Source organism: Variovorax sp. GW821-FHT09D07 (assembly GCF_059416345.1).
In genome coordinates this window covers 577,730-598,201 of record NZ_JBWKOY010000004.1, presented here as the reverse complement: position 1 = coordinate 598,201, position 20,472 = coordinate 577,730, and the positions used below count along the sequence as shown (strand labels likewise).

Here is a 20,472-nt window from a genome sequence, read left to right as displayed (position 1 = left end):
GCAGGGAGGCGCCTGCCACTTACCTGCCGTCTTCCTACCGTTTGGTTCGGGCGAGGTAGGCTTTCACATCTGAAGCAAACGATTGACGCGTGATACCTTCGCGATCCGCAAGCCGGCGGATGCCGTTTGGGAGGCGCGCGTAGTCGTCATTCGGCATCTTGAGCCCTTCATCGACACAGAGTTGAAAGCGTCGCGCCTGTCGCTCTTCCTGCGTCTCAGTTTTGGCACTGGCGCTCGTTCCGACACATGCTTGAGTACCGGGGAAGCCCGCCAGCGGCGTCCAGCCCCGCGCGACCGCGATGTCGAGCACCTTGTCCACGCGAACCTTGTCACCCGGCCTCAGGTCTGCCGCCCCTGTCTTCAGTTCGTTCGCGAGCAGGTTCGTACGTTTCACCAGCAGGGCCAGCGAAGCGCGCCCCGCAGTGTCCTTGATGCATGGGCCGTACTCTGCCGCCCAAGCGTGCGCGATCGGCCTGAGACCCAGCATCGAGGCCACAATCTCCCGAAGCGGCTTCATTTCGTCGCGGTCCAGTACGGTCGGCTGCGGCGCCTGAATATCTGCGAGGGTCAGACGTTCCGCATCGGTACGCTTCTTGTCGTCGCGCGCAGCGTCAATGAGGAAGGCTCTTACCAGATCATTCACTTGCGTCCGTCCCGTCTCAGGCGCTCAAGCCCCAAACCGCACGCAGATCTTCGCCAGCGCTCTCATCGGTCGAGTCCAGCTCGAAGCCTGCTATCGCGATGAGCGTCCGCAACTTCTTCAGGTCCGACTTTTCCGCACCGGCGGCCTTCGCGATCAGGCGGTCGGCAATCTCGACTGCCTGATGCAGGCGGTCGGTGCTCGAATCAATCGGGCTCTCGGGGAGGTCCAGCCCGGTCGGCCAGCGCTTGAGGCGCTTCAGCACCCCGTCATTGCGGACGCGATAAACAGCGAGCAAGCCGTTCACGTTGCTGAGCACAACGTATCGATGGTCGTCGTGAATCACAACGCGACTGTTCTTCGACGGCTGCATGGTCGAGCCAGCACGGAAGTACCCGGCCAACGCGCGCTGCAGGAGTTCAGTATCGGTTGCTTCTGATTTGATGGGTGACATGGTGCGTCCTGATTGGTAGAGGCTGCATTGTTGGTTTCACAAACTATGCTTGTCAAGCATACAAGTGTTATCAACGTGGTGCCGCCAATGGCCGACGAGAAACGATCTGAGCACCGTGCTTCAGTCGGCTCTTGACGAGCCGTCGGGCATGAAAAAGCCCGCGAGCGGCGGGCTTGTGGGATGTGCCACGGGCGCACAGACCCGCTCAAAGGCCTCGTGAGCTGCGCTGCGCGTCCGCGATCGCCCAGCCAGCCATTGCCCAATAGGCGGCGGCGCAAGCCGCATCGGCGTAGACCGTCGCAGCCTTTTCCAGCAGGAAGAACATTTCGGTGCCCTCGGCATATCGCCCGAACATCGGCTCAAGGCGCGCGAACGTGTCCTCGGCCAGGAGGTCGCCCGAGCCGTCGATCAGGCTGTTGAGGTAAGCGCGGTCCGCTTGGCGCTCACGGGCAGCAACGAAGGCACGCATGGATGCACTGAATGCGTCGAAGCTCATGTTGATGTCGGTCACAGGCAGGTAGGGGCCGGTGTCAAGGTGCACCAGAGAAAGAGGGCGCGCGCCCTTAGATCAGACGACGCCGAGCGATAGATCATCAAGAGCTCAGGCGGCTTTCAGCGGCACGACATTGCCCGGCAGCGCTTTCAGCTCTTCGATGCACTGCACCTTGGCTTTCTCCAAGATGTACTCCTCGATGATCGAGAGAAACGGCCGTAGCGCGTCGACACTGCGCGGCCGATACCCTTCGGCGGTCGCACTCGGCTTGTGCCCCATCACCTGCGCGATGGCGCCAGCAGGCGCGCCTGCGGCCTCTCCAAGCAGCGAGAACGAGCGGCGCAGGCCGTGAATGGTCAACCCATCAATGCCAGCACTTTGGAGCGCCTTGGAGTGGCTCGCGCGTGCGTCTGCGATTCGGCCGGTCTTGCCGCTGGTGGATGCGAACACGAAATCATTGAGGCGTGGAAGTGTCGCCAGCAACTGCCCGAGGTACGGCGTCAGAGGAATCGTCCGCGTCGCGTCCACCTTGTCGGCGATCGTGAGCTTTTTCCATCGAAAGTCGATGTCGGCCCACCGGAGCGTAGCCAGTTCCTCGCGGCGTGTGCCGGTCAGTAGCAAAGCGCGCAAGTACACGGACGCCGTGCGGTTGCTCAACTCCTCCACTCCGGCCCACCAGCCGGGCAATTGCGCGCCTTCGAGGGCGTCGGTCCGGCGAGTGTTGGCCGGGAGCGCTTCAACGATGGACGCGCCCCTGCCTGCGTCGCGATCAATGACCGAACGGTACGCTGGACGGGCGGAGCACCAGCGCAAGAAACCGCGAAACATCATCAATGCGCGAGCGGCTTGATGCTTCCCCGCCCTGGCCTCGCGGTCGTACCAGCTTTTCAGCGCGTCCTCATCCACATTGGCGAGCGGCAACGCGAGCAGTGGATACAGTGGGCCGGGCCGAGTGAGCCCCTTCCCTCTCTTCTTCGCGACGCCGCCGGCTGCGGCCATCGCTTCAAGGTCAGCCCGATAGCGGGGCTTCCACGCGGCGCGCCGCTTCGGCGAACCCTCGGCGAGATACGTCGGCCACACGTCGCCGACCGTTACGGCTTCGAGGCGCTCAGCCTCGCGCTGGGCGACATCCTTCGCGATTGCTTCGGCCTTGACCGCGCGCGGATCACGCCCCTCGTCGATCAAGCGTTGAAGTTCTCGAACCTTGGCCTGCGCGTCGGGGATACGCCATGCCGTCGCATCGCCAATCGTGACGCGCAAGCTCTTGCCCTGGTAGACGCCCTGGAAGACGAAGGCGGGCGCGCCGCGCGGCGTTACCCGAAGTCCGAGGCCCGGTGCCTTGGCGTCCCACAGGAACGCTTGGGCCTTGTCGGATGGGCACGTGAAGGCAGCCACACGCGGTGCAGTGAACGAGATTTTTGCCATACGACCGATTCTCTTACATCGGCTTCGATGTAACGCAGGATGTAAGAGAGTTTTTGGAATAGAGATCAACAATCCGGAATCATTCGAACTCAAATTCTTCGATTTCCCTCTTGCTTACAGAGGGAATATCAACACACATCAATCTCCATCCATTTCATCTTTTCCTCATTCGTAATGAGAAGGTCGGGTGTTCGATTCATCTCTCCGGCACCAATTGAAAAGCCCGCTATCCAAAAGATAGCGGGCTTTTTTCATATGGTCGGCCACAAAAGTTCGTTCCGGCGACCTTCATCTACCGGTTGCCACGTTGCTCGATCTTCTGGAGTTTCTCAATAAGTCCCGTATTCCTCGCTTGCGCATATTCGCCATAGTGAACTTCGCGGTGGCAGGAGGGGCAAAGAGCGGCAACGAATTGGGGGTGGTCCGGTCCACCGTCTGAAACGCGCGTGGTGTGATGAGGCTCAAGATAAGGGCCTCCTCCTTTGCGAAGGAACGGTGCGGGCTGTTCACAAAGCTCGCACACACCTGCGGCGCGCTGCAGCACGTAGTCACGAACAGCGCGGCTTCTCTCGTAAAGCATGCGATGCCCTTGTTTACCATCCTTTGAAGCGTCGGTTTTCGCCGCCGCAACTGCGCGGCGTCTTGCCTCTTCAAGCGTCAGGCCTATTGGCTTTTCGCTCGTCTCTCCAAGTTCGTCTCGTTCAAGGCGGGCCACCGGCACAAGTCGAAAGACGATCGCCTTTCGAGTTCTTTTATCTGCATCGATCGCGTCAACCCACTCGTGATCTTGATAGACAAACTCCCCAAGGTACTTCTGCCCTTTGCCTTTTCCGACCGTCCGAAAGAGATGCAGCGCCTTGCCCTGTGAAGAGTGATCGCGAATCGCGAGATTTCCCCGCTTGAATACCATGTCTCCACGCCGACCTTCTCCCGTGAAAAAGAAGGTCCCATCCTCATCGAAGTGATCCTTGTAGCCGTACTGCTCACCGCTATCACCGGTAAACAAGAAAACTACGAGGAAGTGCGCGGACGGTGAAATACCGCTTTGTCCGCTGCCTCCAAATGGTTCGTGAAGCTCCGTCTTACGGCGATAGATCTTGCCCAACGTAAATTCGGGCACACCGAGATTCAGATCTGACACGGGCTCATCTCTCCGCACAGGCAGCTCATAGTTAACGTTCGGTTCACTGTTGTGAACCCACTTTAACGTATGTCTCCTAAAAATCCCATGCAAGCATCTGACACCCACGATCTCTGCGTCTTCCGTGCGGCATGGACTAGCAGATGTACTGAAACCGCTGGCTTCTTCGAGGCAGGGCCAACTGATGGGCGTGCACAACAGAATGCTCATCCCGCAGTGCTAGGGGCTAGCAGTCAATCGGGATGCAACAAGTGCGTGGCGCCCCGTTCGCGATAGCTGGACCGCGTCTTGTGCACCTTGCAAAGGTGTCTACGTATCCTAGGAACGCTTAAGCAGCTTGCTCAAGATCCTGTGCCATAGCGATGGACCTCCAGGAAGTTCATGAAGTGAGGCTCGCGACCACTTCATTTTCTCTGGCTGCCACATGCCTTCTTCGTTCAACTTCTGTTGAAGAATTTCAGCCGAGTCCGCTACAAGATTTTCGTCGCGCACGATCATGAGCAAGAAATCCACCGAGATCGTTCTCGTCGAATAAGGCTCCATTGCGATACCAAGCACTTCCTTCAAGTGCGGATTCTTGAGCTTGCACCCTTCGCAATAGGTCATCAGTTGATGCCGCCGGTGCTCTAGATAGGTTTCATACGGCATGTCGCGAGGCGTTGGCAGCGCCATGACGACATACGCTCTCGTGCTATCGCGACGCCCAAGCACGGTCGACGTGTATCGCGTATCTTTCTTTTTGACACTACGTGCTCGATCAACGGCCGCGCCAAGCATCCGCCGAGTCGATCGCGATTCTTCCGCCATTTTTCGAAGAATCATCTCCTGCTGTACTGAAGGAGCGAGACTGTTAAGCGAAGCGGGTAAACGTACTACACCCGAAGACCCAGCCAATATGTGTGAGGTCTGAAACTCGATGAGGGCATCCCACAGATAGCTGACTCGATTTGCCTTCACCCGATTCCGATAGCGCTTGCTCGTCTTCAGCTCTTTCCATTCACCTTCACCGAGAAGAAACATGGCACCGGGGGGTATGTCAGGAAATTTCGGTCCCTCAAGCTCGTAAGTTGATGACGAGAGATAGCTCGCAAGCAGGTCCTCTTCGCCAGGAATGACAAGGAGTACCTCCTCTCGCCTAAAGAACTCTTCTTTCTTGCGAAGATACGCAACAAAGTCCGGGACGGTGTCCAGCTCACCCAAAACTACGTCGAGTGTCTGCTCGTCAAACACGTGGATCATGTGCGCTCTACCAAGAGGCCACCCCACTTGGAAGGGTGTGGCCCTGTGATCGGTGCCCACGATTTCAGTACGAATCATCAAACTTCCGGAACTGGGGCCAGACGTCGGATCGAAAAGCATCCCCGTCTCCGCATGCTCCACCGCAACAGTTTCCCAATATCTAGCGGCATGCTCGGTAGCGCCCTTCGCAACTGCAATCAGGTGAATTCGGCAGTGCTCGAGATCGGGGATCTCTATCGGGAGGCGATGTTGACACTGCCTATCCAAATAGAGCCGATCGGCATGGCGAAGGATCCAAGATTTCGCGCCGGCCAATTGGTTAGCTGATTTCTCTATGGCTCGCTTGTACCACCGTCCCCAGGCCACTTTGACGTCGGCGTGTGGGATGAATTCGCATTGTTTGTCCGAGAAGATCAGGATGTCATTGCCAAAAATTGCCAGCAGATCGCAAAGCTCTTTGCCATCGCCCTTTCCCTTGCTTCGCCCCTCGTCCGTGAACACATTTGGATAGCTCCAAAGCGTAAGAAATGCTCTGCGAGCGAGTGCCGTCAAATAGCGCTCAGAGTCTGTTTGAGAATCACCAGCGAGGGCGTCGTGCCAAGCGGACAGCGGAGTTCCCGGCGGCAGCTCAGCAAATGGCAGCGACTTCATGCGGCGGATCGTACCGTTCAACCGCACCTACTTCGATTGGCAACATGCGACGCCAGATCAATCGATCGGCCACTCGATCACAGCATCAGTCTTGACGCACGCCGCTAGATTCTGTCTGCCATTGCACGATGAAGCAGTCTCGATGCATCGCCGGCCAAGTCAGCGGCAATCCACATGATGTTGTCCCGATGCCGAGGGCCAATCGCCTCGAACCACTCGCCCTCGTCCCCATAGCAGCAACTCAGCAAAGACTGCAGCTGGGTCAGCTTGTTCTCAAGGATGTCTGACGCGTCCGGCTGGTGGTTCGCGTCGTGGGATTCGGGCGTGGTTTGCCCGGCGATAATTTGATCAGCCATCTGGTGTGCTCCTTACCAAAGTCATGCACGTCACTTGGTCAGACGGTCAGGGTGTTAGCGCACCCTGGCCGTCGCCTTTTGTGCCTCACATCGACATCGCTGCGGTGTGCATCGATGTCCCGCCGTGAGGCGCGGCGGTCGTTCAAATGTAGGGAGAGAAGCGCGTCAGCGGAAGCCTCTCACGGTGAACAAATGAGGACTCGCGTCGACTTGTAGTCGCGCACGCGAAGACGATCGCCGTGCGAATCGCGCACCGGCCTCAACCAGCACCCGCAGCCCACGCCTCCACCCGCCGCACCAACACATCCCGCCGCGCCACCACCTCCGCCAACAGGTACTGCCGCGCCTGCTCTTGCGCCACATCGCTCGACAGAAACCACTGCTCGCGCTCGGCGCTGCCTTGCGGTGGCGGGGTGCCCCACCCTGCTTCGCCGTTGGCGCCTCTGAACGCTTCGGTCATGGGCAGGCGGCCGTCGGTCTTGCCGATGCTCGACAACGCATCGGGCGGTCCGTCGAGCGCGATGCGCACGTGCACGACGCTCTCGCCTTCGGTGCGGATCGATGCGCCCAGGCCGCCCTCGCGGTGCACGCGCCACAGCTCGGCCGCGGAGGCGTTGCGGACCCAGCTCTCCAGGGCGCGGACCAGGCTCTCGAGAATGATTTGTTGGTTCATGAGGAATATTTCACACGTTTCTGTCTGGTGTCGGCAAGCGGCCACGGTGCGATGGGGCCAAAAAGCCGTTGTAACTTCTTGCCTTGGCGCCTGCGCTATATTTCTTGGCATGGAAAAGGCATCCGACATAGGCAAACCCACGGTTCCGATCGATCTGATCGGGCCGGAACATTGGGTCCGTTCACGGCGCGGCCCTCGCCGTACGACGAAGGTGCTCTTTATCTTGCTCGGCGGCTTGGCAGCAGCCACAGCAGTGGCCTACAGCTTCTTCGGCGCGGGGCGCTGAACACAACAAGCCACTCGCGCCTTCATTCACTCACATACGCATCGCTCGCGCACCGCGAGCCGCACAAGGCAAAGCCCGCTGTCCGTTGATCCAACGGGCAGCGGGCTTTTCTCTTTGTGCGCATGCCGCTACTGCAGCCGCGAGCCGCGCGGCAGGCGCCTGGCCAGCCACTCGTGCACGTCCGCGCGGATGTTGCGGCCTTCGAGCAGGAAGTTCTCGAAGCGGCTCGGCACGTACGGCAGGTAGACCAGCGGCATGCCCGCTTCTTCGGGCGTGCGCGCGGCCTTGCGGTTGTTGCAGACGGCGCAGGCGCTGACGAGGTTGGTCCAGCTCCACGGGCCGCCGCGCGACTCGGGCATGACGTGTTCGCACTGCAGGTCGCGGTCGGCGAACACCTGTGCGCAGTAGGCGCAGGTGTGGCGGTCGCGGCGCAGCAGCTTGGCCTTGGTCACGCCGGGCACGACGTCGAAGAGGTTGATCTTCGACGCACCGCGCAGCGCGATGATGGGCGCGACGTCGATGCGCGACTGCACGCCGCGCGCCACGTTGAAGCCGCCGCGCAGCGTGGCCAGCGGCAGCGCGCCGTCTTCCCAGGCCACGTTGCCGGTGGCGTAGTGCAACACCGCCTGCTCCAGCGAGATCCAGGCTTGCGGCGTGCCCTGAATATCGAGTTGCAGGACGTGTGAATGCATGACGAATCGCCTCCCTTCGCGGCGATGGCTTGTGGTGAACGGATGGGGTGCACGAACGGAATCGAACCGTTGTCAGCGGGACCACAACCCGCGGCTCTACCATTGAGCTACACGCACCATTGAAGAAACAGAAGACGAGCAGTGCTGAGCTGCTACCACTCGCCCGACGCGCGCACGCGCTGGTCGAGGTCGAGGCTGTCGAGCGACGCCTCGTTGCCGCTTGGCAATGCCGACGCGCGATCGGCCACGTAGCGCGGCCCGAGCCCCACGCCGAAGCGCTGGGCCAGCGACCACACCATGTGCCTGCGCGGCAGCGGCGCCGGGTGCACGGCGATCATCCGGATCGGTGAGTTGCGCTTGCGCATGAGGGCCTCCTTGGTGGGTGACGAAAAAAGAAAGTGATGACTTGAAAAATGTCCGGTGACGGGTTCCGGCGCCGCCCTATCTTTGCGGCCGGTTTCCGCGGGCGGGCCACGCGTTGGCATGGCCCGGTCCCGCTCGGGTGTGGTCCGTGTGGCAGGAGTTGAACCTGCGACCCTCTGGTCCCAAACCAGATGCGCTACCAGGCTGCGCCACACACGGAAGAAGAACAAAAGAAGCCTGCCGCGCTTCCATTTCGGTTGTGTCCTCACGCGACGGGCCGCGCGCTGGGCGCGGCCCCGTCGAACGTCGCTGCACAGGAGTGATCAACTCATGCACATCCCGCCAGACCGTCGACGCGGCAATTTCTGGCGGTGGGGTGAAGGCACACCCGAAATGGAAAGCGGCAAAACAAAAAGGCCCGGAACCTTGCGGTGTCCGGGCCTCTTTGCGAGAGAGCTTGAGAGATGCGCGCCTACGCGCGACCTCCACCCGGGGGCACCTGATGAGCCTCGAACTGACCACCCACGCGCAGACGGGCTGCGGCTTTGGCGGCGTACGCGGTGTTCAGGTGCGAAGACAACGACAGGGGCGACGGCATGTCGAAACCATGGCAGAACCCGACGCGCACGAGCGGTCGGCCCGAGGCGGGTCGAATGCTGGTGAGGGTCAGTGCGGTGTTCACGATGGTTCCTGGTCAAAAATTGCCGCTGTCGGCTGTAAGGGGTTGGAAAAAAGGGACGGCTTGTGCCGTGAATTGGAGGCAACTGTAAAGAGTGTTTACGGCGACGTCAACAACCGGGACAATCTTTTCTTGTCTTGTTGTTGTTTTTGAACAGTGCCCCATACCACCGTCGCGCGCCGCCGCAATGCGCTTGTGCTGCATCGCCGCTTTCTCGAGGACGCCGTCGCGGCGGGCCTGCCCGCCAAGGGGCTCGACCAGGCCTTCGCGCGCAAGCTCGAAATCTCTCCGAGCATGTGGAGCCAGATCAAGAGTGCGCGGCCCATCGGTGACAAGCTCGCACGGCAGATCGAACGGCATTGCGACGTGGCCGCCGGCTGGCTCGACGAAGACAACACTGCGCCTTCGGAAGCACCGCCCGATGCGGCGGAAGAGCGCTTCGTGGCCGCCGCGCGTGAGGCGTGGCGCCAGGCCAATGCGAAGGGAAAGCGGGAACTCAGCGGCTGGCTGAAGAAGCACGCGCTGGAGAAGAAGGCGCTCGAGCCTGCCGACGGCCCTGCGCCGGCGCCCTAGCCTTGCTCAGGCCTTGCCAGCGGCCTCGGCAGTAGCCAACGCCGGCGCATCGCGCAGGATGGCCGCGCGCATGTCGTCGGGCACGGCGATGGCGCGGTGCGTGTCGAGCGAGGTCGTCACCAGCACCTGCCGCACCTGCATGCGCAGCTCGCCCGTGGTGGGCTCGAAGCAGCGCAGTGACAGCGTGATCGAGCGCGAGCCCAGTTGCGCCACCGAGAGGCCGAGCATCACGCGGTCGCCCATGCGGCTCACGGCGCGAAAGTCGGCGTCGAGCTTCACGGTCGGCAGGCCGACGCGGCGCTCGCCGATCAGTGCGTGGTAGCCCACGCCGAGCCCCTCGCTCACCCAGTCTTCGACCAGGCCGTTGAGCATCACGAAGTACTGCGGATAGAAGACGATGCCCGCCGGGTCGCAGTCGGAAAAACGAATCAGGCGCGGGCGCTGGAACTCCACACCACCGCCCTCGCCGCTCATGCGCGGTCCTCGACCGCGCCGTCGCCGCGCATCACGTGCACGCGCAGCAGCCCGAGCTGGTTGTGCATCTGCTTGACGGTCTTCATGTCCAGGCCCGAGAACATCTCGAGGATCCACTGCTCGTGCTCGGTGGCCATGGCTTCGAAGGCGTTGCGGCCTTCGGGCGTGAGGCTCACGATCCAGGCGCGGCGGTCGTCGGGGCTGGGCGCGCGCGCCACCATGCCTTCGCGCTCGAGCTCGTCGGTCAGGCCGGTGACGTTGCCGCCGGTCACCATCAGGTAGCGCGAGAGCACGCGCATCTTCAGGCCGTCTTCGTAGCGGTACAGCTGCGCCATGTAGTCGAAGCGCGCCAGCGAGATGCCGAAGCGCTCGCGCAGCCGGCGCCGGATCTCGGCCTCGATCTGGGTGGTGCTCGCGAGCATGCGCAGCCACAGCTTGAGCATGGCGTGGTCTTCGTGGCCGGCGCGCGCTTCGTGGCCGAGTTCTTCGGCGTCGCTCAGCACGGCGTGGGAGGCATCGTTGCGACTCATGTGACTTCTCCTCCGGAAACGGAGATCGACTGGCCCGTGACCGATGCGGCGCCCTCGCCGCACAGCCAGCGCACGGCGTCGGCCACTTCGGCGGGCTGCACGATGCGCTTTTGCGGGTTCACGCTGGAGAACTCGGCCAGCGCATCGGCTTCGCTGCGGCCGGTCTTGCCGACCACGTTGGCGACGCTGTTGCGCAGGATGTCGGTGTCGGTGTAGCCCGGGCACACGGCGTTCACGGTGATGCCCTTGCGCGCCACCTCGAGTGCCAGCGCGCGCGTGAGGCCGATCACGCCGTGCTTGGCCGCGGTGTAGGCCGACACGTAGGCGTAGCCCTTCTGCCCGGCCGTGCTGGCGATGTTGACGATGCGGCCCCAGCCGGCGTCGAGCATGTCGGGCAGCGCGGCCTGCGCGCACAGGAAGCTGCCGGTGAGGTTGACCGACAGCATGCGCTGCCACAGCTCGACCGAGGTCTTCAGGAACGGCGCGCTCTCGGCGGCGCCCGCGTTGTTGACCAGCACGGTCACCGCCCCGCGTTCGGCCCGCGCCTGCGCAAAGGCCGACTGAACAGCCTCCGGGTCGGCCACGTCGGCCGCCACCACGCCGTGGCCGCTGCCCGCCAGGGTGTCGGCCACGCGCTGCAGGGCCTGCGCGTCGCGGCCCAGCAAGGTCAGCACTGCCCCCTGGGCAGCGAGGGTGCGGGCGATCTCTGCGCCGATGCCGCGAGCGGCGCCGGTGATGAGGGCATGACGGCCAGTGAGCGAATTTGTGTGCATACCTGAATGGTTTAGTTCTGAATCATTTTAGCCATTTGCGCACCAGCAGGGTGCTACCGCATGAAACGGCCGCCGTTGAGGTCCAGCGTCGCCCCGGTCATGAAGGCGGCGGCCGGCGAGGCCAGGTAGACGACGGCGGCGGCCACCTCGTCGGCCAGCCCGAAGCGGCCCAGCGGGATGCCGGCCTTCAGCGCCTGCTGCCGCTCGGGTGGCAGCGCGGCGAGTGCGGGGCTGTCGATGGCGGCGGGGGCCAGCGCGTTCACGGTCACGCCGTGCGGCGCCAGTTCCTGCGCAAAGGCACGCGTCAGCGCCAGCAGACCGGCCTTGCTGGCCGCGTAGTGCGCGCCAGTGGCGCTGCTGACCTGCTGCCCCGCCAGGGAGGCCAGGTTGACGATGCGGCCCGCGCCGCGCTCGCGCATGTGCCTTCCCGCGATGCGGCAGCCGAAGAAGCTGCCGCGCAGGTTGATGGCGAGCACGTCGTCCCACTCGGCGGGCGTGATGTCCCACAGCGAGGTGGTCGACGTGCGCGCCGCGTTGTTGACCAGGATGTCGACCGCGCCGAAGTGCGCCACTGCTTGCGCGAAGCGGTCGCTGAAGGCCTGCTCGTCGCGCACGTCGAGCGGCAACGCGAAGCCGTTGACCTCGGCGGCAACGGCCTGGGCATTGGCTTCGTCGATGTCGGCCAGCGCGACGCGCGCACCGGCCTGCGCCAGGGCGCGCGCGATGGCTGCGCCCAGCCCCTGCCCCGCGCCCGTCACGAAGGCCACGCGCCCTGCCAGTGGAAGCGCGGTGGCGTGTGTCATCCGGCTTTAGCGGGCCGACCGTCCCAGGTCTGCGGCCCCACGCCGCGCTCGCGCAGCTTGAACTTCTGCACCTTGCCGTTCTCGGTGCGCGGCAGGTCGGGCAGGAGGTCGATGTAGCGTGGCACCGCGAAATACGGCAGCCGGCCCTCGCAGAAGCGCGCCAGCTCGGCCGGGTCGATGGCGACGCCGTCGCGCGCCACCAGCGCGGCCATCACCTCGTCTTCGGCCAGCTCGGAGCGCACGGGGTACACCGCGCACGAGGCCACGCCGGGGTGGCTCAGCAGTACCTGCTCGACCTCGAAGGACGAGATGTTCTCGCCGCGCCGGCGGATCGCGTCCTTGATGCGGTCGACAAAGCGGAACGCGCCGTCGGCATCGCGCACCACGCGGTCGCCGGTGTGAAACCACAGGTTGCGCCAGGCCTCGACGGTCTTCTCGGGCATGTGGAAGTAGCCGCTGGCAAAGGCATAGGGCTCGTCGGCGCGCAGCAGCAGTTCGCCGGCTTCGCCGGGCGGCAGCGGCACGTCGTCTTCGTCGGCCACGCAGGCCTGGAAGCCGGGGCGCAGCCAGCCCATGACACCGCCGCGCGGCGAATCGGGTGCGGTGGCGATGGCGAAGTTGGTTTCGGTCGAGCCGTAGCCTTCGAGCAGCGCCACGCCCGTGCGCGCCTTGAAGGCCTGCCCCGCCGCCGCAGGCACGCCGGGCCCGAGGCCGGTGCGCACGCGGTGGTTGCGCTCGCCCTCGCCTTCGGGCTGGGCCAGCAGGATGGGCACCATCGCGCCGAGCAGGTAGACCACGGTCGCGCCGTTGGCGCGCATCGCGGGCCAGAAGCCCGAGGCGGAGAAGCGCGACTCGAACACCACCTCGGCCCCGGTGAGCGCGGCCTGCGCGAAGGTGTTGAGCGCGTTGATGTGAAACAGCGGCAGCGTGGTGCACAGCACGTCGTCGCGGCCCACGCCGAGCACCTCGGCGCTGTTCACGCCCCACCAGAAGTACTGCGCCTGCGGGCAGATGACGCCCTTGGCCGGGCCCGTGGTGCCCGAGGTGTAGAGGATGGCGAGCGGGTCGCCCGGCTGCACCGCAGCGGGCGGCAGGGCCTGCGCGCCCGGCGGGTAGGCCGACACGCGCACGCCGGCGGGCGGCGTCCATGGCGTTTCGGCCTCACCCACCACCCACACCTCGCGCAGCGCCGTACGGGCCAGGTCGGCCGTGGCCAGTCGATCGAGAAAGCCCGCCTCGATCACCAGCAGCTTCGCCTCGCTGTTCGCGAGGAAGTACTCGATCTGCGGCCCCATCGACGCGGTGTTGACCGGCACGACCGACGCACCGAGCCAGCCCGCGCCAAGGAAGGTGTCGAGGAACTCGATGCGGTTGCCGCACATCACGGCGATGCGGTCGCCGCGCGCCACGCCATGCTGGGCCAATGCACCGGCGCGCGTCGCCGCGGCGTCGGCCGCGTCGGCGTGCGTCCATTGTCGGCCCGCGATGCGCAGCAGCGGGCGGCTGCCGAACAGCGCCGCCTGCCGCTGCAGCATGGCGGGCAGCGTGCGTTGCGCCGGCGGCACCGCGCGCGGGTCACTCGTCATCGTGCGTGCCTCCGCCGAGGTAGGTGGCCTGCACGCGCGGGTCGCTCGCGAGGTCACCGGAAGCACCCGACAGCGCGATCTCGCCCGTCTCCAGCACATAGCCTTCGTCCGAGCTTTCGAGCGCGGCGCGCGCGTTCTGCTCCACCAGCAGGATCGACACGCCGTCGTCGCGCAGCTTGCGCACGATGGTGAGGATGTCGCGCACGATCAGCGGCGCCAGGCCCAGGCTGGGCTCGTCGAGCATCAAGAGGCGCGGTGCCGACATGAGCGCGCGGCCCACAGCCAGCATCTGCCGCTCGCCGCCCGAGAGCGTGTCGGCGCGTTGCGCGCGGCGCTCGGCCAGTCGTGGGAAGCGGTCGTACACCGATTGCAGCTGCCGCTTCATCGCGTCGCCCCGCAGCCGCTTGGCGTAGGCGCCGAGCTGCAGGTTGTCGAGCACGGTGAGCTCGCCGAACAGCTCGCGCCGCTCGGGCACGAGGCACAGCCCGCGCTCCACGCGCGACTCCACATCGAGCCCCTGCAGGTCTTCACCTTCGAAGCGCAGCGTGCCCTTGCACGGCAGCAGGCCCATGGCCGCGGCCAGCAGCGTGGTCTTGCCCGCGCCGTTGGGGCCGATCACCGAGATGATCTGGCCCCGCTGCACGTCGAGCGACACGCCGCGCACGGCCTCGACCTGCCCGTACGACACGTGCAGATCGCCAATCTCCAGCATCGCGGTCATACGACGCTCCCGAGGTATGCGGCCTGCACACGCTCGTCGGCGCGCACCGCCGATGGCACGCCCTCCACGAGCTTGGAGCCGAAGTTCATCACCACCAAACGGTCCACCAGTTTCATCACGAAGTCCATGTCGTGTTCGACGATCAGGATGGTCACGCCCTCCTCGCGCAGCTTGCGCAGCAGGTCACCGAGTGCCATCTTTTCCTTGCGGCGCAGGCCGGCCGCAGGCTCGTCGAGCACCAGCAGCACGGGGTCGGCAGCGAGCGCACGCGCGATTTCCAGAATGCGCTGCGTGCCCAGCGGCAGGCTGCCCGCGAGCTCGTGCGCGCGGTCGCCCAGGCCGATGCGGTCGAGCTGGCGCTGCGCCTCCTGCAGGATCTGGCTTTCTTCCGTGCGGTCCAGCCGCAGGCCCGCCTTCAGGATGCCCGAGCGCGTGCGCGAGTGCGCGCCCAGCGCCACGTTGTCCAGCAGGCTCATGTGCGGGCGCAACTTCACGTGCTGGAAGGTGCGCGCCAGCCCGAGCCGAGCCACCGCGCGCTGCGGCATGCCGGCGATGTCGTGCTCGAGAAAGCGCACCTGGCCCGCGCTCATCGGCAGCGTGCAGGTCAGCAGGTTGAACATGGTCGACTTGCCCGCGCCGTTTGGCCCGATGAGGCCGATGATCTCGCCCGCCTTGACGTCGAAGCTCACGTCGTTCACCGCCACCAGCCCGCCGAAGCGCTTCACGGCGCCGTTGACCGACAGCACCTGCGTGCCGCGTGCCGGCAGCTGCCGGTGCGGCAGCGGCTCGACCGGCGCACCGGTGTAGCGCGAGGCGCCCTGCGGCGCGGCGCGCCGGCGCGTCCAGCGCCGCAGCAGGCCCATCACGCCGCCGCGCGCAAAGTGCAGCAGCAGGATGAACAGCGCCGCGAAGGCCACGGCCTCCAGCTGGCCGGCGCGCTGCGTGAGCATCGGCAGCACATCCTGCAGGCCGTTCTTCAGCACCAGCACCAGCGCCGCGCCCACCAGCGCGCCCGCCAACTGCCCGAGCCCGCCGGCCACGGCCATCAGCAGGTACTCGATGCTGGCGCGCACGTCGAAGGGCGACGGGCTCACGAAGCGGTTCATGTGCGCATAGAGCCAGCCCGCCAGCCCCGCGAACAGCGCCGCCGTGACGAACAGCGACAGCCGCACGCGGTAGGCATCCGCCCCCACGCTGGCCAGCAGCGTGGCGCCGCCGCGCAGCCCGCGAATCGCGCGGCCGGGCCGCGACTGCAGCAGGTTGTGGCTGAACAGGCAGGCCAGCCCGACCACCACCCAGATCAGGTAGTACATCGCGCGCGGATCGGCCAGCGACCAGCCGCCGATCTGCAGCGGCGGGATGTTCGACAGGCCCGTGTGGCGCCCGAGCGCGTCGACGTTGCCGAACAGCATCGCGATCGACAGCCCCCAGGCGATGGTGCTCAGCGGCAAAAAGTGCCCGCCCAGGCGCAGCGTGAGCATGCCGATGGCCAGCGCCGACAAGCCCGTGAGCAGCAGCGCGAACAGGAGCCCGAGCCACGGCGACAGGCCCTGCGCGGTCGTGAGCCACGCCGTGGCGTAGGCCGCAATGCCCACGAAGGCCGCCTGGCCGAACGAGGTGGCGCCGCCCACGCCGGTGAGCAGCACGAGGCCCAGCGCCACCAGCGCGCCGATGCCGATGTCGTTGAGCAGCGAGACCGTGAAGCTGCCCGCCACGGCCGGCACCAGGGCCAGCACGACGATCACGCCCGCGATCCACGCCATGCGTTTCGTGTTGCCGTTCATTGGTCCACCTCGTCTTCTTCCTCTTCCGAATGGGCCGCCATGAAGGAGCGCAGCATGAGCACCGGGATCAGCAGGCTGAACACGATCACGTCCTTGAGCGCGCCGCTCCAGAACGACGCGAAGCTCTCGACCACGCCGACCGCCAGCGCGCCGATGGCCGTCATCGGGTAGCTCACGAGCCCGCCGATGATCGCGGCCACGAAGGCCTTCAGGCCGATGATGAAACCCGAGTCGTAGTACATGGTGGTCACCGGCGCGATCAGCACGCCGATGAGCCCCGCCAGCAGCGAGGCGCAGCCGTAGGCCAGCAGCGCCGTGCGCACCGGCCGGATGCCGACCAGCCGTGCGCCCACGCGGTTCACGGCCGTGGCGCGCAGCGCCTTGCCGGCCACCGTGCGCTCGAACACCAGGAAGAACAGCCCGCTCAGCACGACGGCCGCCCCCACCATCAGCACCACCTGGCCGCTGACCGTGAAGCCGTCGCCCAGCGTGAAGACCGCGCTCGTGAGCGGCGTGGTGCGCGAGCCCTCGGGCCCGAAGAACAGCAGGCCCAGGCCCGACAGCAGAAAGTGCAGCGCCAGCGACACGATCAGCAGCACCAGCACCGAGGCATCGGCGATCGGCTGGAACACCACGCGCGCCAGCAGCGGCGCGATGGGCACCACCAGCAGCACGGCCACCGCGATGTGCACCGCCACCGGCACGCCGGGCCGCGCCGCCAGCCAGGCGAGCACGCACGGAATGGCCGGCAGCACGCCCCAGGTCAGCACCGCCTTGGGAATGCGCGCGGCCTCGCCGCGCCGCAGCAGGCTGCCAACCTCGGTGGCCAGCGCCAGCGCGGCCAGCACCGCGACCATGCCGATGGTCGGCGGCACGCGGCCGGTTTCGAAGGCCGCCAGCGACAGCGCGGCAAAGGCCGCGATGTCGCCGAACGGCACGAACACCACCCGCGTGACCGAGAAGATCAGCACCAGCCCGAGCCCGGCCAGCAGATAGACGGCACCGTTGGCCAGGCCGTCGGTGACGAGGATCAATGCCACGTCCCAGTTCATAGAAAAACCTCAGTCGGAGTCATCGTTGTCGTTGTCGTGAAGGGAAACAGGAGATTCAAGGGGCGAGCTTCCATTGGCCGTTGTCGAGCTTGACGATCACGCGGGCGCGCTCGTCCACGCCGTACAGGCTGCCGGGCTTGAAGGTGTAGACGCCGTGCGTGCCGACCACCTCCTTGGTGCTGAAGATCGCGTCGCGCAGCGCCACGCGGAACTCGGGCGTGCCCGGCTCGGCCTTCTTCATGGCGCGCGAGGCGGCGTCGGCGAACACCAGCCAGCCGTCGAACGAGTAGGCCGAGAAGGCGTCGCTCGTGGGTGCGTTGTTGACCTTCTGGAACACGGCGCGGAAGTCGGTCGCGATCTTCTTGGTCGGGTAGTCGGCCGGCAGCTGCTCGGCCACGATCACCGGGCCCGTGGGCATGAGCGCGTTCTGACCGGCCGCGCCGACCACGCGCACGAAGTCGGGGTTGATCAGGCCATGCTGGCCGTACACGCCGCCCTTGAAGCCGCGCTCCTGCAGCGCCAGGAACGGCAGCGCGCCCGGCGTGCCGGCGCCGCCGGTCATCACCGCGTCGGGGCGCAGCGCCACGATCTTCAGCACCTGGCCGGTCACCGAGGCATCGGCGCGTGCGTAGCGCTCGTTGCTCACCACCTTGATGCCGGCGCCCGGCGCGGCCTTCATGAGGGCCTCGTACACCAGGTCGCCCCAGGCGTCGGAGAAGCCGATGTAGCCCACCGTCTTGACGTTGTTGCGCTTCATGCGCTCGACCACCGCATCGATCATGAGTTGCGTGGGCTGCGCCACGGTCATGACCCACGGGTTCTCGTTGGGGTCGAGCAGGATGGGCGTGAGGCCGATCATCGGCGTCTTGGCCTCCTTGCCCACCTGCGCCATCGCGATGGCCGACGGCACGCCCGAGGTGCCCATGAGCACGTCGACCTTTTCGTCCTCGATGAGCTTGCGCGCGTTGCGCCCGGCCGTGGTCGGGTCGGAGCCGTCGTCCAGCACCACGAGCTGGATCTTGCGGCCATTGACCTCGCCCTTGTAGGCCAGCGCGGCCTGCATGCCCTTGGCGTACGGCACGCCCAGCGAGGAGTTGGGCCCCGACAGCGACACGCTGAGACCGACCTTGAGGTCGGCCGCCAGTGCGCTCGCCACACCACAGGCGGTCAGCGCCGCGGCGAGGGCACCGCGCGTCAAGGTCTGCATCAGGTTCTTCATGTCGTAGCTCCAGTGAGGAAGGATGGAAGGAACAGAAACTCAGATGAACAACTGGATCGCGGGCAACGCGCGCGTGGCATTGAGCAGGTCGATGCGCTTCTCGCGGATGGACCAGCCCGTGGGGGTGCGGACGAGGTGGTGGCGGGCGGTACCGCTCAGCAGGATCTGGTCGTCGCCGCGCGCCTCGATGTAGAGGAAGGGCGTGCGCAGGCGCACGTCGTCGGCGCCCTCTTCCTCGATGCGCGAGGGCTGCAGCACGTGCTGGCTGTGGCTGGCCGGGTGCTGCGAATGCGCGCGCGGGTTCTTCAGGCGCTCCACGCGCAGCTGCAGCAGCAGCCGGTCTTCGTAGGCCAGCGAGTTGTGCGAGAACGGATCGGCCTGTGCCGCGCCAAGCAGCGGCACCCAGTAGTGGCCGTCGTCGGCGAACAGGGCCAGCCAGTCGTCGAAGCGGCGCGCGTCGAGCAGGGCCGCCTCGTGGGCGATGAAGTCGCGCGGGTCGTTCATGCCGCCACCTCCGGCGTCATGCCCCGGGCCCAGGCGCGGAACTGATTGCGCATGAGCAGCTCGTTGGTGCCGTTGGTGGTCACCGTGGCCTGCTGTGTCTCGGCCGGGTCGTGGTTGCGGTGCAGGCTGATCCATTCGTTGCCGCCGGCACGCAGGCCCTTCTGGATGCTCTCGAACAGGTGCACGTCGTCGTGCGCGACCACCGACATGGGCGAGAACACGAGCCGGTTGTAGCTCATGGCGCGCTCGAACAAGAGCGCGGGCGCACCGGCCGCGCGGAAGCTCCAGGCCTCGATGAGCGTGCGGTCGGCCGCCAGCGGGCGGATCACGCGGATGGCCTGCGGCGAGCCCTTGACCGACAGGCTCGGGTACAGCACCGAGTTCTGCGGCGAGCGCTGCAGGATGTCGGCGGCGCGCTGCGCGCCGTGTGCGGCCTGCATCGCGGCCTCGTACTCGGGCAGCTGCGCGTAGTTGGAATGGATGCTGAAGTTCACGCCCAGCACGCTGTGGCCGTTGGCGAACACCCGCCCGCCCATCTGGTCGAAGAACTCGTAGCCCGAGCCGAAGGGCAGGATCTGCTCCATCGCCATCGGCTTGGGGTCGGTGGGCGCATGCCCTTCCCACAGCGCCTCGGCGGCCTTGGTGGCCGACTCGTGCGTCGACATCGGGTGCACCGTGTCGTTGATGTTCTCCAGGTACATCTTCCAGTTGCAATGGACGATGTTGCGCAGCACGCCGCCGCCCACCGTGAGCTTGCCCTCGGGCGAGCGGTCGACCATGTTGTCGAGCGCGCCGAGCACGTCGCCGAAGTAGTCCTCGAACGACGGGCCCGTGTCCGACAACCGCACGAACACGAAGTCGCGGTACACCTTCACGTGCTTCACCACCGACAGCCCCTGCCCCGACTCGCAGGCCTTGAGCTGCGTGCCCTCGTAGCCGTTCTTCAGCGGCAAGCCCAGCGGCGCGCCGTCCAGCTTGTAGGTCCACGCGTGGTACGGGCAGCGAAAGAAGCGGCCGGTGTTGCCGCTCTCGTCGGTCAGCAGCTGCGTGCCCTTGTGGGCGCAGCGGTTGTACATGACGTGCACCGCGCCGTCGGGCTGGCGCACCATGAGCAGCGGGCGCCCCGCGATCTCCTGCGTGACGAAGTCGCCCGCCGCCGGCACCTGGCTGGCATGGCCCAGGAAGACCCAGGTGCGGGCGAACAGGCGCTCCTGCTCCAGCGCGAACAGCTCGTCGCTGAGGTACAGGTCGCGGTGCACCCGGTCGTCGCGGACCAGCGCCGCGACGAGATCGGGGCGGTTGCGGTAGGCGGTCATGTGAGCGTGCTCCTGCTTCGAGCTATGTCAGCGTGCTCCGAGGAA

General features: G+C 65.7%; 24 protein-coding genes and 2 tRNA genes. 3 read left to right on the top strand and 23 right to left on the bottom strand.

Features of this window, described 5'->3' with window-relative positions:
• Nucleotides 1-34 precede the first annotated feature (34 nt).
• From AC07OX_RS18465 to AC07OX_RS18430, 8 genes are all read right to left on the bottom strand, one after another.
• Entirely contained in the window at nt 35-643 is a 609-nt protein-coding gene (locus AC07OX_RS18465) for a hypothetical protein (protein WP_495260946.1), read from the bottom strand.
• Nucleotides 644-659: 16 nt separating this feature from the next.
• The gene (locus AC07OX_RS18460; protein WP_495260947.1) at nt 660-1,094 is read right to left on the bottom strand and encodes a hypothetical protein; all 435 of its coding nucleotides are present in this window, start codon (nt 1,092-1,094) and stop codon (nt 660-662) included.
• 205 nt (nt 1,095-1,299) lie between these two features.
• A complete protein-coding gene (locus AC07OX_RS18455; RefSeq protein ID WP_495260948.1) occupies nt 1,300-1,605 on the bottom strand; it encodes a hypothetical protein in 306 nt (101 codons plus the stop codon).
• A gap of 90 nt (nt 1,606-1,695) precedes the next feature.
• Nucleotides 1,696-3,012, bottom strand: coding sequence for a tyrosine-type recombinase/integrase (locus AC07OX_RS18450; RefSeq protein ID WP_495260949.1), 1,317 nt, complete (start codon nt 3,010-3,012; stop codon nt 1,696-1,698).
• A 292-nt stretch (nt 3,013-3,304) separates the two neighbouring features.
• Nucleotides 3,305-4,153: an HNH endonuclease gene (locus AC07OX_RS18445; protein WP_495260950.1), complete on the bottom strand. Its 849-nt coding sequence runs from the start codon at nt 4,151-4,153 to the stop codon at nt 3,305-3,307.
• Between the two features lie 318 nt (nt 4,154-4,471).
• Complete coding sequence (locus tag AC07OX_RS18440; protein WP_495260951.1) at nt 4,472-6,043, bottom strand: hypothetical protein; 1,572 nt, start codon at nt 6,041-6,043, stop codon at nt 4,472-4,474.
• 104 nt (nt 6,044-6,147) lie between these two features.
• Entirely contained in the window at nt 6,148-6,399 is a 252-nt protein-coding gene (locus tag AC07OX_RS18435) for a hypothetical protein (RefSeq protein WP_492728214.1), read from the bottom strand.
• Nucleotides 6,400-6,658: 259 nt separating this feature from the next.
• The gene (locus AC07OX_RS18430; RefSeq protein ID WP_369646165.1) at nt 6,659-7,072 is read right to left on the bottom strand and encodes a hypothetical protein; all 414 of its coding nucleotides are present in this window, start codon (nt 7,070-7,072) and stop codon (nt 6,659-6,661) included.
• Nucleotides 7,073-7,181: 109 nt separating this feature from the next.
• Between AC07OX_RS18430 and AC07OX_RS18425 the strand changes: the two genes are divergently transcribed.
• Nucleotides 7,182-7,358 (top strand): hypothetical protein, encoded by a 177-nt coding sequence (locus AC07OX_RS18425; RefSeq protein WP_157627325.1) that lies wholly within the window; start codon nt 7,182-7,184, stop codon nt 7,356-7,358.
• Nucleotides 7,359-7,486: 128 nt separating this feature from the next.
• On the opposite strand, the gene AC07OX_RS18420 is transcribed toward AC07OX_RS18425, so the two are convergent.
• The 4 genes from AC07OX_RS18420 to AC07OX_RS18405 all read right to left on the bottom strand — a co-directional run bounded on the left by AC07OX_RS18420 (nt 7,487) and on the right by AC07OX_RS18405 (nt 8,632).
• Entirely contained in the window at nt 7,487-8,050 is a 564-nt protein-coding gene (locus tag AC07OX_RS18420; RefSeq protein ID WP_159275721.1) for an HNH endonuclease, read from the bottom strand.
• A 43-nt stretch (nt 8,051-8,093) separates the two neighbouring features.
• Nucleotides 8,094-8,167 (bottom strand) — tRNA-His (locus AC07OX_RS18415).
• Nucleotides 8,168-8,202: 35 nt separating this feature from the next.
• Nucleotides 8,203-8,415, bottom strand: coding sequence for a short-chain dehydrogenase (locus AC07OX_RS18410; RefSeq protein ID WP_495260952.1), 213 nt, complete (start codon nt 8,413-8,415; stop codon nt 8,203-8,205).
• Between the two features lie 140 nt (nt 8,416-8,555).
• Nucleotides 8,556-8,632 (bottom strand) — tRNA-Pro (locus AC07OX_RS18405).
• Between the two features lie 283 nt (nt 8,633-8,915).
• Between AC07OX_RS18405 and AC07OX_RS18400 the strand changes: the two genes are divergently transcribed.
• Together AC07OX_RS18400 and AC07OX_RS18395 are read left to right on the top strand one after the other, a co-directional pair.
• Complete coding sequence (locus AC07OX_RS18400) at nt 8,916-9,245, top strand: hypothetical protein (protein ID WP_495260953.1); 330 nt, start codon at nt 8,916-8,918, stop codon at nt 9,243-9,245.
• A 3-nt stretch (nt 9,246-9,248) separates the two neighbouring features.
• A complete protein-coding gene (locus tag AC07OX_RS18395) occupies nt 9,249-9,665 on the top strand; it encodes a hypothetical protein (RefSeq protein WP_492699948.1) in 417 nt (138 codons plus the stop codon).
• A 6-nt stretch (nt 9,666-9,671) separates the two neighbouring features.
• Here AC07OX_RS18395 and AC07OX_RS18390 read toward each other — a convergent pair whose 3' ends face one another.
• Genes AC07OX_RS18390 through AC07OX_RS18340 form a run of 11 tightly spaced genes read right to left on the bottom strand, consistent with a single transcriptional unit; the run spans nt 9,672 to nt 20,427 of the window.
• The gene (locus tag AC07OX_RS18390) at nt 9,672-10,139 is read right to left on the bottom strand and encodes an acyl-CoA thioesterase (RefSeq protein WP_495260954.1); all 468 of its coding nucleotides are present in this window, start codon (nt 10,137-10,139) and stop codon (nt 9,672-9,674) included.
• On the bottom strand, nt 10,136-10,669 hold the full coding sequence (locus AC07OX_RS18385; RefSeq protein ID WP_062473285.1) for a MarR family winged helix-turn-helix transcriptional regulator: 534 nt from the start codon (nt 10,667-10,669) through the stop codon (nt 10,136-10,138). The genes AC07OX_RS18390 and AC07OX_RS18385 overlap by 4 nt, the downstream gene beginning before the upstream one ends.
• Nucleotides 10,666-11,442, bottom strand: coding sequence for an SDR family NAD(P)-dependent oxidoreductase (locus AC07OX_RS18380; protein WP_495260955.1), 777 nt, complete (start codon nt 11,440-11,442; stop codon nt 10,666-10,668). The genes AC07OX_RS18385 and AC07OX_RS18380 overlap by 4 nt, the downstream gene beginning before the upstream one ends.
• 53 nt (nt 11,443-11,495) lie before the next feature.
• On the bottom strand, nt 11,496-12,245 hold the full coding sequence (locus AC07OX_RS18375; protein ID WP_495260956.1) for an SDR family NAD(P)-dependent oxidoreductase: 750 nt from the start codon (nt 12,243-12,245) through the stop codon (nt 11,496-11,498).
• Entirely contained in the window at nt 12,242-13,831 is a 1,590-nt protein-coding gene (locus AC07OX_RS18370; protein WP_495260957.1) for an ATP-dependent acyl-CoA ligase, read from the bottom strand. The genes AC07OX_RS18375 and AC07OX_RS18370 overlap by 4 nt, the downstream gene beginning before the upstream one ends.
• Nucleotides 13,821-14,552, bottom strand: coding sequence for an ABC transporter ATP-binding protein (locus tag AC07OX_RS18365; protein ID WP_095950531.1), 732 nt, complete (start codon nt 14,550-14,552; stop codon nt 13,821-13,823). Before AC07OX_RS18365 ends, AC07OX_RS18370 begins: the two co-directional genes overlap by 11 nt.
• Nucleotides 14,549-16,336 (bottom strand): branched-chain amino acid ABC transporter ATP-binding protein/permease, encoded by a 1,788-nt coding sequence (locus AC07OX_RS18360; protein ID WP_062474982.1) that lies wholly within the window; start codon nt 16,334-16,336, stop codon nt 14,549-14,551. Before AC07OX_RS18360 ends, AC07OX_RS18365 begins: the two co-directional genes overlap by 4 nt.
• Complete coding sequence (locus tag AC07OX_RS18355) at nt 16,333-17,388, bottom strand: branched-chain amino acid ABC transporter permease (protein WP_495260958.1); 1,056 nt, start codon at nt 17,386-17,388, stop codon at nt 16,333-16,335. The genes AC07OX_RS18360 and AC07OX_RS18355 overlap by 4 nt, the downstream gene beginning before the upstream one ends.
• 55 nt (nt 17,389-17,443) lie before the next feature.
• The gene (locus tag AC07OX_RS18350; protein WP_070062348.1) at nt 17,444-18,607 is read right to left on the bottom strand and encodes an ABC transporter substrate-binding protein; all 1,164 of its coding nucleotides are present in this window, start codon (nt 18,605-18,607) and stop codon (nt 17,444-17,446) included.
• A 39-nt stretch (nt 18,608-18,646) separates the two neighbouring features.
• Nucleotides 18,647-19,111 (bottom strand): aromatic-ring-hydroxylating dioxygenase subunit beta, encoded by a 465-nt coding sequence (locus tag AC07OX_RS18345; RefSeq protein WP_495260959.1) that lies wholly within the window; start codon nt 19,109-19,111, stop codon nt 18,647-18,649.
• Entirely contained in the window at nt 19,108-20,427 is a 1,320-nt protein-coding gene (locus AC07OX_RS18340; protein ID WP_495260960.1) for an aromatic ring-hydroxylating dioxygenase subunit alpha, read from the bottom strand. Before AC07OX_RS18340 ends, AC07OX_RS18345 begins: the two co-directional genes overlap by 4 nt.
• Nucleotides 20,428-20,472 lie beyond the last annotated feature (45 nt).